At 52.9% G+C, this 8513-nt stretch carries 9 protein-coding genes; all 9 read right to left on the bottom strand.

The genetic code is table 11. The annotated features are described in order from the left end of the window. Window positions 1–76: 76 nt before the first annotated feature. On the bottom strand, window positions 77–1594 hold the full coding sequence (locus tag K0B01_14185) for a hypothetical protein (protein ID MBW6487289.1): 1518 nt from the start codon (window positions 1592–1594) through the stop codon (window positions 77–79). 82 nt (window positions 1595–1676) lie between these two features. After that, a complete protein-coding gene (locus tag K0B01_14180; GenBank protein ID MBW6487288.1) occupies window positions 1677–2630 on the bottom strand; it encodes a sel1 repeat family protein in 954 nt (317 codons plus the stop codon). Between the two features lie 44 nt (window positions 2631–2674). After that, window positions 2675–4564 (bottom strand): type IV pilus secretin PilQ, encoded by a 1890-nt coding sequence (gene pilQ / locus K0B01_14175; GenBank protein MBW6487287.1) that lies wholly within the window; start codon window positions 4562–4564, stop codon window positions 2675–2677. Between the two features lie 29 nt (window positions 4565–4593). Then, a complete protein-coding gene (locus tag K0B01_14170) occupies window positions 4594–5154 on the bottom strand; it encodes a pilus assembly protein PilP (GenBank protein MBW6487286.1) in 561 nt (186 codons plus the stop codon). Continuing rightward, the gene (locus tag K0B01_14165) at window positions 5151–5807 is read right to left on the bottom strand and encodes a type 4a pilus biogenesis protein PilO (GenBank protein ID MBW6487285.1); all 657 of its coding nucleotides are present in this window, start codon (window positions 5805–5807) and stop codon (window positions 5151–5153) included. Before K0B01_14165 ends, K0B01_14170 begins: the two co-directional genes overlap by 4 nt. Window positions 5808–5809: 2 nt before the next feature. Beyond that, window positions 5810–6361: a PilN domain-containing protein gene (locus tag K0B01_14160; protein MBW6487284.1), complete on the bottom strand. Its 552-nt coding sequence runs from the start codon at window positions 6359–6361 to the stop codon at window positions 5810–5812. After that, entirely contained in the window at window positions 6358–7437 is a 1080-nt protein-coding gene (locus K0B01_14155; GenBank protein MBW6487283.1) for a pilus assembly protein PilM, read from the bottom strand. Before K0B01_14155 ends, K0B01_14160 begins: the two co-directional genes overlap by 4 nt. 23 nt (window positions 7438–7460) lie before the next feature. After that, window positions 7461–7727: a septum formation initiator family protein gene (locus K0B01_14150; protein MBW6487282.1), complete on the bottom strand. Its 267-nt coding sequence runs from the start codon at window positions 7725–7727 to the stop codon at window positions 7461–7463. Between the two features lie 157 nt (window positions 7728–7884). Further along, the gene (gene dut / locus K0B01_14145) at window positions 7885–8337 is read right to left on the bottom strand and encodes a dUTP diphosphatase (protein ID MBW6487281.1); all 453 of its coding nucleotides are present in this window, start codon (window positions 8335–8337) and stop codon (window positions 7885–7887) included. Between the last annotated feature and the right edge of the window lie 176 nt (window positions 8338–8513).

Genomic DNA, 8513 nt, shown 5'->3' with positions numbered 1-8513 from the left:
TCATGGTCTTCCTCCTGATTAAGTTTTTTGGTAAACTGCTTATCAGTGGATTACCGTGACTCAACTTTAATTGCAACTACCCTATTTTCATCATTCGTTGTGCCCGCCCCGGGCATGGGGGTTCTTCAATAATGGTAGCTTGGCCAAACGCGATTGAGCCGGCCACTCCGCCGATAATTATTGTCGCGTCATTTCCGGAAGGTGACGTGCCGGTTTCCACTGTTGTACCAGCGACTGACGCGCGTATTTGCACGCCATACGCGCCGGTGGGCATTGAACCTGAAGTGAATGAAGCACGCGCCTGTCCCAGGCTTAAACCTACAGATGTTGTCTCTGCGGTTGTCGCTACCACAGGCAAGACCGTTTCGCCGCCGCTGGTGGGATTGACAATAGAAAACAAAACCGGAACTCCGCCCACAGGATTTGGATAGGGGGAAGCATCGTCATATACTGTGGCAGTCAAAGTTGAGGAGCCGGTTGTTGTGCCCACGCTCACAGGAACGTTGGTGGGCTCTGCCTGAAGTATGACACGATATGCGGGTGCCCCTGAAGACATTGCTACAGTGAGGGTGTCATTCGTGTCTTTGTTGGCGTACACTTGAACATTGGCAACTCCCGCCTGAGTTGTGGTAAGGGTAGCGATTGCCTTTCCCGAAGCGACGGTTTTTATTATCTCCTTTTGGGTTCCTCCATCCCAGACGCCTACGGTTGTAGCAAATGTGACGGTCCCGCCGCCAGGCGCGTTGACCTGCAACTCCAGGCTTTCGCCGATTCTCATGGCGGTGGTGGTATCATTGGCGATAACGACACCATCGAGCTTTTGCTGATCAATGGCAAAACTTGCGCCGACCGTGGTTACCGTAACTTCCTTCGTTACCGTTGCCCCCAGAGTTGTCGCGGTTAAAGTTACTGCGCCGGCCGCACTGCCTTCGACTGTGGCCGTGAACACTCCGTCATCACCTGTTTTTGTTATCGCGCCGCCAGAATTTTTCTTCCCTGATACCGGCGTAATAGTCACTTTACCGGCGCCAGTACTGGTCAAAACAACCTCTGCGTCCGGGACAACAATATTGCCGGCATTCTTTGCGGTGACGGTTAATGTAAGCGGTGAAGTCTTGTCATCAGGAAGTGTCGTTCCGGTTGAAGTCAGCGTGACAGTGGATCCCACAACCTGTATGGGAATCTGTGCTTTTACAGTTCCGGCTGTCGCCGTTATCGTTGCGGTACGGTTAATCGGATTTCCGCCGGAGTTGAATGTTACGCTTGCCGGGGTCTTGCTATCGGTAACGACAGTCGGCGCCCCCAAAACCCCGGTATCAGTACCTAAGGTTACCGTTACCCCGGATAACGCTGCATTCGCGGCATTTAACGCGTTTACTGTAATCGTCGAGATCGTTGAGCCGTCAGACTTAACTGTTGTCGGCAAAGGTGAAAGGTTAAGAGAAGCGGGTATCGGCGCCGTTACCCCACCCATGTCCCCGCCGTCGGAAGGAGCCGACACGTCGTTCAATCCACCACTGCCGCATCCTCCCAAAAGTATGGTCAGACAAAGAATCGTGAAAATAAATACTTTATTAGCAGTGGGCTTTCCCATGGCAATTCTCCTTACTTCAGAATGTCGAGATTCAGAGCTTCCATTTTATAAAATGACACATACTTCCGTACATTGGGGAGCTTCATTTCCCCAATACCCTGAATTCCCTGGCCAGACGCTGGGCCTCGGCGATCTGCTCGGGCGACATCCAGACAGTTATGCGGTCCCGCGCCGCTTTGGCCTTTCCAAAACCTTGCGCGGCGGCGAGGTTGAACCACAGCAGAGCCTGTACTTCGTCCTGTTGTACGCCCAACCCCTTTTCATACATGGAACCCAAAGTGAACTGGGCCTGGGCATTGCCCCTTTCGGCGGCCTTAAGGTACCATTCTGCCGCCTCCACATGGTTTTGCGGAACGCCTTCGCCCAGATCGTACATATACCCGACATTTGCCTGCGCTAAAGCATTGCCCTGCAGGGCGGATTTTCTGAACCACTGCAAGGCCTCGCCCAAATCCTTCACCGCGCCGCGGCCCTGGTAATGCATCAGGCCGACCTTCAACTGGGCAGCGGCATCTCCCTTTTCAGCAAGGGATTTCAAGTCGCGGTACAGCTTCACATACGAGTCTTCCGGCTTGAATTCCCGGGCCATTCTTTGCGCTTCGGTAATCTGCGCCGGCGTCATTTTGGCGGCCAGCGTGTTTCTGAATTCCATTGCTTCCGCATCGCCCTGGGCAGCGGCGAAGATAAACCACATGAGCGCCTGGGGATAGTCCTTCGCGATCACCCCCTGTACGCCTTCGGCATAGATTGTGCCCAAAGTTGCCTGCGCATGGAGGTGGCGCTGTTCGGCAGCCTTGCGAAACCAGCGAACCGCTTCCTGATAATCCTGGGGCAGCCCCCATCCCTGGTAATAAAGAGACCCCAGATTAAACTGCGCATCGGCTCTGCCACTCTCGGCGAGCGGCAGGAGCTCCCGCACCGCAGCCGCCGCATCCTCCGGTCTGTAGTTTTTTATCCCTTTTTGATAGTGGGAACCGGCGCAGCCAACGATAACCGCAATGAACACCATCAGAATAAACCCGGTGAAACGTTTCATAATTCCTGTCTCCCTGAATAATCGCACGCTAAGGGACTTGCCTTCTAAAATACCCCCTGGATGCCGGATGCCACCGCCGGATTCAGGATATTGGGGGTAATGAAAATCAGCACTTCTTCCATGGATTCACTTTTTCCTTCTCCCTTGAAAAGCCATCCCAAGACGGGCACATCTTTTAACCAGGGAATCCCGTTCACATTTTCCAGATTTTTTTGTTTCGTCAGGCCGGAAATGACGATCGTCTCCCCATCCTGCACAATGAGACTCGTTTCCGTCTGTTTCTTTATTATGTAAGGATTGCCGTCCACCGAGCGACTGGGATCAACCTCGTCTTTCTGCACCAGAATTTTCATCGTTAAATTTTTGCCGTCAATGACGTGCGGGGTTATCTCCAGACGGAGGACCGCGTTTTCAAATTTTACCGCTTTGGTAGTGGTTCCACCGCTGTTTTCGGTTGTCACATAAGGAACCTTCTCACCGTTTTCGGTAAAGGCCTTCTGATTGTCCATCGTGGTAATCGACGGGCTGGAAAGGATATTCAGCTTGCCGTCCTTCTGCAGGGCATTTAATTGGATCTCAAGAATATTTTCCCCGATGGTGCCGAAGAGCAGCCCCAAAGACCCCGAGGCTGTTGCCGTCATGGCCGCCGGGAAATTGACCCCGAACCCCTGGCCGGATATTCCCGGAGCGCCGGCGGTCGGCGCATAATCGCCCGAAAAGGCCGAGCCGGGGGCAACCGCGGAGCCCCCTACGCCCCCGGGCGTGATGTACAAACCCTGACTTCCCACCTTGTGCCCGTACATGCCGCCCCACTGGATGCCGAGATTGCGGGCGGTATCCTTGGTTGTTTCCACTATATTGGCCTTGATCAGGATCTGCGGGGTGGGCTTGTCTATTTTTTCGATAATCGGCAGCAGCCTCGTCAGATCCTGGCGCGTTGCCTGAATGATCAAGGCATTGCTGTGTTCATCAACCTTAACGGAGCCTTTGGCCTTGCCGTCCTTGTCTCGGGGAAGCAAATCCAGCAGGTTCGCCGTCAGCTTCTTGGCATCGGTATAATCAACATTGACCACCCTGGTTACAAAAGGCTCCGTCTCGATCTTGCCCGTCGTCATCACCGTGACGATATTGCCCGCAGTTTTCCGGGAAAGCCCCTTGATTTCCAGGATGGTGTCGAGAGCCTGGTCCCAGGTCACATCCTTCAGACTCACGGTTATCGTTCCTTTCACATCATCGCCGGAGACAATGTTGACATTGCCCTGCTCGGCAAGCAGGCGAAAGACGGCTTTGATGTCCGCTTCCTGGACGTCGAGCACGATCCGGGAGGCGTTGACGGCTCTGGGGGCCTCTTTTTTCGCACCTTCCGGGCCGACGCTGCCGCGCCGGTAAGCCTGCCCGTCCAGGCTGCCCGTTTTTTCCTGATTATAGTTTGCAGGAAACGCAGCGGTTCTCGTTACATCCGGAAGCGACGCCACGTTAAAATCAACAATGACATTATTCCCTTCCTCGCGGATGCTGAAGGGCGCTTTTTGCTTCATTTCGATTGTGGCAATTGCCCAAAGACTCACTTTATCGGATTTCTGAACAGGGGTTACCCGAATTACATTGGTCAGCACCGTCTCACCGAGGGAACGCCGCAGCCCCTCCGGGACGAAGGTATTGTCCATGCGAACGGCAATGGCGCTGCCGACTTGCCCTTTAGCATCAACATCCGCCTGCTCAACAATAACAACGGCATGGCGGGAAAGGGAAAACTTTACCCGTTCCTTGCCCGGCAGTTTTTCAAAGGAAATATTTTCCAGGTAACCGGCCTCCGCTGTTTTTGGAGGAGCTGTCTTTATCGCGTCGCCTGCGCCCCATGCCTGCGCCAAAAACAAAGACTGCACGATAGCTGTGAGAAAAATGCCCTTGCCCCATTTTCTTGCCCGCTTCATATTCTCTCCCCCGAGTTCTGCTCTATTTTTCACCGATCCTTGTGCAGAAACATCTCGATACGATTTACCTGTTGTTTCTTTGTTTTTTTCTGATCTCCCCGGACAATCTCCTCAACGATCACCCTGTCGTCCAGAATTGCGCCAACCCTGCCGTCATTTTTACCGATGTGCGTGCCAATAAAAAGCGGGTAATGCCTTTTGGCGGCTTTATCCTCCACAATCGCCATCCTCTTGCCTTGATCGCCGGCGATCCCGACCAGCAGGAACTTATCAATATCAGCCTTTTGCAGCGGGGAAAGCGCCTTATTGCTTACCGCCACCGCCTTTTTCTTGAGTTCTTCGGCCTTCTTGTTGATTACGGCCATGTCCGTTTCCATGAAAGGCTTGAACGGATCCGCCTTCCCGCGGGCATTGTACTGGTACAAGGACGCTCCCCCGGTTACGGCATTCGCCTTCGTTTTTTCGGCAGCCGCTGCCTGGCCTTTGTCGCCCGGTTTTTTCGAATCCGCAGCCCCCCCCGACAAGACGCCGACAAGGAGCAAAATCGCCGCGCCCACGGCTATGGCAAAACCTGAAGTTTTCAGTCTCATTTTTTGTCTCTGTCCACAAACATATAAGTTTTCATCGTACAGGAGGTTGTCACGGTCATCGTCCTGCCATTTGCCGGTTTTGCCTCCGCGATTGCTATATCCTCGACATTCACAATCCGGGAAAGTTGCGCCGCCTTGGCAAAAAAGGCGACGGTATTGTGAAAAGTGCCGGATAGTTTAACCGATATGGGAATCTCATCATAAAATTTCGGAGGCTCCACCGGCTGGGCAGGCGCGCCTTTCTGAGGCGGCTTTGCCGGGGGCGCCGCCTTGGCCGCGGGGGGAAGCGGCGCCGGGGACTTCGGCTCGAACAAGAGGAAATTTACCCCGGCTTCATTGCCGGAAAGAACCACCGAGGCCAGCAAACCGGCAATTTCCCGCTGGTTGGGGAGCTTTAGCAGCGCCGTACTGAAGGCCGCATTGAGCTGTTCGACCTCTTTTTTATATTTACCGATTTGCGCCGCCGCCTTTTCCTTGGTCGCTATCTGACCCTCCATTTCGGTAAGCTTTTCCCTTAGCGAAATCTGGCCGGCAATGATGCCCTGCAAGAAAAACATATAGTAAAAGTACCCTATTAGCAGGCAGAAGACAAAAACGATCAGCCCCTTCACCACGGGAGAGAGTTTTTTCAGGTCATCCAGATTGAAATCCACCTTCATTCCCCCTTGCTGTTGACAACGCAGGTGATCACGAATTGCTGCAGCTTTACGCCGGCCACCTCTTTTTCCCGCGCAACCACCAAATCAACCCGGCTGATGAAAACCGCCTTTTCCAGACTCTTCATGAAACGGGCCACCGTGCCATTGTCCCGCGCCATTCCTTCTATACGGACTTCCTGACCTTTTTGCGTTACCTTCTCCAGCCAGAGCTCCCTGGACGGCACGAGCAGATTCAGCCCGTCCAACAGGCGCACCGGAAAAGAGCGGTTGGCTTCCAGCGTGTTGATTACAGCAAGCTTTTGTTCCAGATCATGCTTTTTTTTCTTGAACTTCTCTACGTCGCCTACCTGCTTGTTCAGGATCAGGAGTCTGGCCTCCGCCGCGGCAACCTTGCTCTCCAGTTTTTTCAGATCGGCCTGCAGATATAGGTGCACAGCGACAAGGGCCAGCAGAAAAATTATTACTGATCCGGCAATAATCACTATCTGACGTTGCAGATTATCCTTTTTTTTCTTCTCTCGATAGGGGATAAGATTGATTTTTATCATTTGTCGCCTATTTTTCGCAGCGCCAGCCCGATACTGACCGCAGCAAGGGGCCCGAGCAGCTCCGCCGGGCCTGCTTCCAAGACCTTTTTATCAAGCTTGATTTTTTTGAAAGGATCCACAAGCGCCGTTTCTATCCCCAGGCGCCGCTCCATCTCCCCGGCAATACCGGGCGTAAGCGCGCCGCCGCCGGACAGCAGCACCCTGCCGATATTCTCCTGTCCAAAGGTGGAATGGAAATAATCAATTGACCGCTCGATTTCGGAACAAATCGCGTCGGCATAAGAGATCAGTCCCGCCCGGAAAAGCTCGCGCGAAGGCGGATCATCCCCGCGCCCCTCAATTTTCGCCTTTTCCGCCTCTTCAAGGCTAATACCCAAACTCGCAGCCAACGCCTCCGTTATGGAGTTGCCGCCCATGTTAAAATCGCGCGTAAAAATGGACATTCCCCCCTTCACAACATTCAGGTTGGTAATGCTTGCGCCGATATTTACCAGGACAGCGAGGTCGTTTTCCTCGAAATCGTAGTTCTCCCCGTACATTGTTTCTACGGCAAAGGAATCCACATCCATGATGACCGGGGTCAATCCGGCTGCCGCCACAGCATCCGTGTAACCCTCGACGAGTTCTTTTTTGGCGGCGACGATGAGAACATCCATCTGGCTTGAATTATAAGGATTTTCCCCTGTTATCTGGAAATCGTAATCGACGAGGGACATATCGTCAAAGGGCAGATATTTATCCGCTTCATCGTGGATGAGGGCGCCCAGCTCGCTCTCTTCCATCTGCGCAAAGCTCACCTTCTTGACTATGACGGAGTTCCCGGAAATGGACAATACAACCTTTTTTCTCTTGCAGCCTGATTTTTTGTAAAGCTCCTTGATTACGGCTGCCAATGCCCCCGCCTCCGCAACCGCCCCCTCGACTATCACCCCGTTGGCCAGGGGCATCATTGTGAATCGGCTTAAGACCTTTTCCTTCGAGGTTTCGGTCAGCTCCGCAAGCTTGATGCAACTGGAACCAATATCCAGACCTGCAAGCAGATTGCCCCCCGAAAACAAACTATTGATATCCAACATACTCTCACCGTCTTAAATGCGCCTTATTTCTCCTTGCGGTAAACCAGATCGCCCTTCTTGACCATTCCCAGCTCGCTTCTTGCGGTCATCTCGATGTAAGACAAATCGTCTCTTAACAGCATTATATTTCTTTTGAGGGCGATATTTTCAATGGTCAACTGGTGGTTGCTCTTCTTTATTTCCAGAAGTTGCTGGTTTTTACGGAAATTGTCGAGCAGTCCCCTGTCGCCGAACGTGATAGGGAGCCCCATCAATAACGCAGAGATTAACAGGTACCTGCCGATTTTCATTACTTCGCATCCCGAGTTATGAAAAAATCTTTGTTATAGAGAAGCTGCGGCGTAGATATTACAAAAAAAAATTATTTCTGCAAGCATTTTTGTTGGTTAATTGGGGTCAGAGTGATATTAATTTCCAATTAATGTCACTCTGACCCCAATTAACCAACTACGTATGCGTATGACCGAAACCGTTTTCGCCCCGCGCGGTAGGCAACGTCTCCCGGCCCAAATCCCAGCTCACACGGCAAACCCGGTGCACCACCATCTGCGCTACCCGGTCGCCGCGCCTCACGACAAACGGCGCTTGCCCGTGATTGATAAGAATAAGTTTGATCTCTCCGCGATAGTCTGCGTCGATTGTGCCGGGGGAATTTGCCAGCGTCACTCCGTGTTTCAGGGCAAGGCCGCTGCGGGGCCGCACCTCCGCTTCAAAACCCTCGGGAAGGGCTATGCTAAACCCGGTTGGAATCAGTTTTCTGTCGCCGGGCAGAACAGTTTCCTCACCGTCAACAGCCGCCGGCAAATCAACTCCTGCCGCCTGCGCCGTCATATACGCCGGCAGATCAAGATCGGCGGCGCCCGGCAATCGGACAATAGACACACGGATTTCTTCAACCATTTTCACCTCAGAGAGGATAATTGGGGTCAGAGTCACATTAATTTAAATTAGTCGAGTAGAGCAGCTTCTCCCGACGCTGTAGGCTGATGTTTGTGTTCTCCGTTTCCGCCTGGTTTCCCGGCGGTGCCACATCATCTCAACCATACATCAGTTGTCGCTGACCCCTCTCAGAACCG

The organism is Syntrophobacterales bacterium, assembly GCA_019429105.1.
In the GTDB taxonomy this organism is placed as follows: domain Bacteria; phylum Desulfobacterota; class Syntrophia; order Syntrophales; family UBA5619; genus DYTH01.
Note: the sequence above shows the minus strand (reverse complement) of the source record. Positions and strands in the feature narration are given on the sequence as shown.

What these genes read in the sequence shown, in the direction of transcription:
- K0B01_14185 (MBW6487289.1), bottom strand. Translation starts at nt 1,594, where the DNA reads ATGGGAAAGCCCACTGCTAATAAAGTATTTATTTTCACGATTCTTTGT.
- K0B01_14180 (MBW6487288.1), bottom strand. Translation starts at nt 2,630, where the DNA reads ATGAAACGTTTCACCGGGTTTATTCTGATGGTGTTCATTGCGGTTATC.
- pilQ (MBW6487287.1), bottom strand. Translation starts at nt 4,564, where the DNA reads ATGAAGCGGGCAAGAAAATGGGGCAAGGGCATTTTTCTCACAGCTATC.
- K0B01_14170 (MBW6487286.1), bottom strand. Translation starts at nt 5,154, where the DNA reads ATGAGACTGAAAACTTCAGGTTTTGCCATAGCCGTGGGCGCGGCGATT.
- K0B01_14160 (MBW6487284.1), bottom strand. Translation starts at nt 6,361, where the DNA reads ATGATAAAAATCAATCTTATCCCCTATCGAGAGAAGAAAAAAAAGGAT.
- K0B01_14155 (MBW6487283.1), bottom strand. Translation starts at nt 7,437, where the DNA reads ATGTTGGATATCAATAGTTTGTTTTCGGGGGGCAATCTGCTTGCAGGT.
- K0B01_14150 (MBW6487282.1), bottom strand. Translation starts at nt 7,727, where the DNA reads ATGAAAATCGGCAGGTACCTGTTAATCTCTGCGTTATTGATGGGGCTC.
- dut (MBW6487281.1), bottom strand. Translation starts at nt 8,337, where the DNA reads ATGGTTGAAGAAATCCGTGTGTCTATTGTCCGATTGCCGGGCGCCGCC.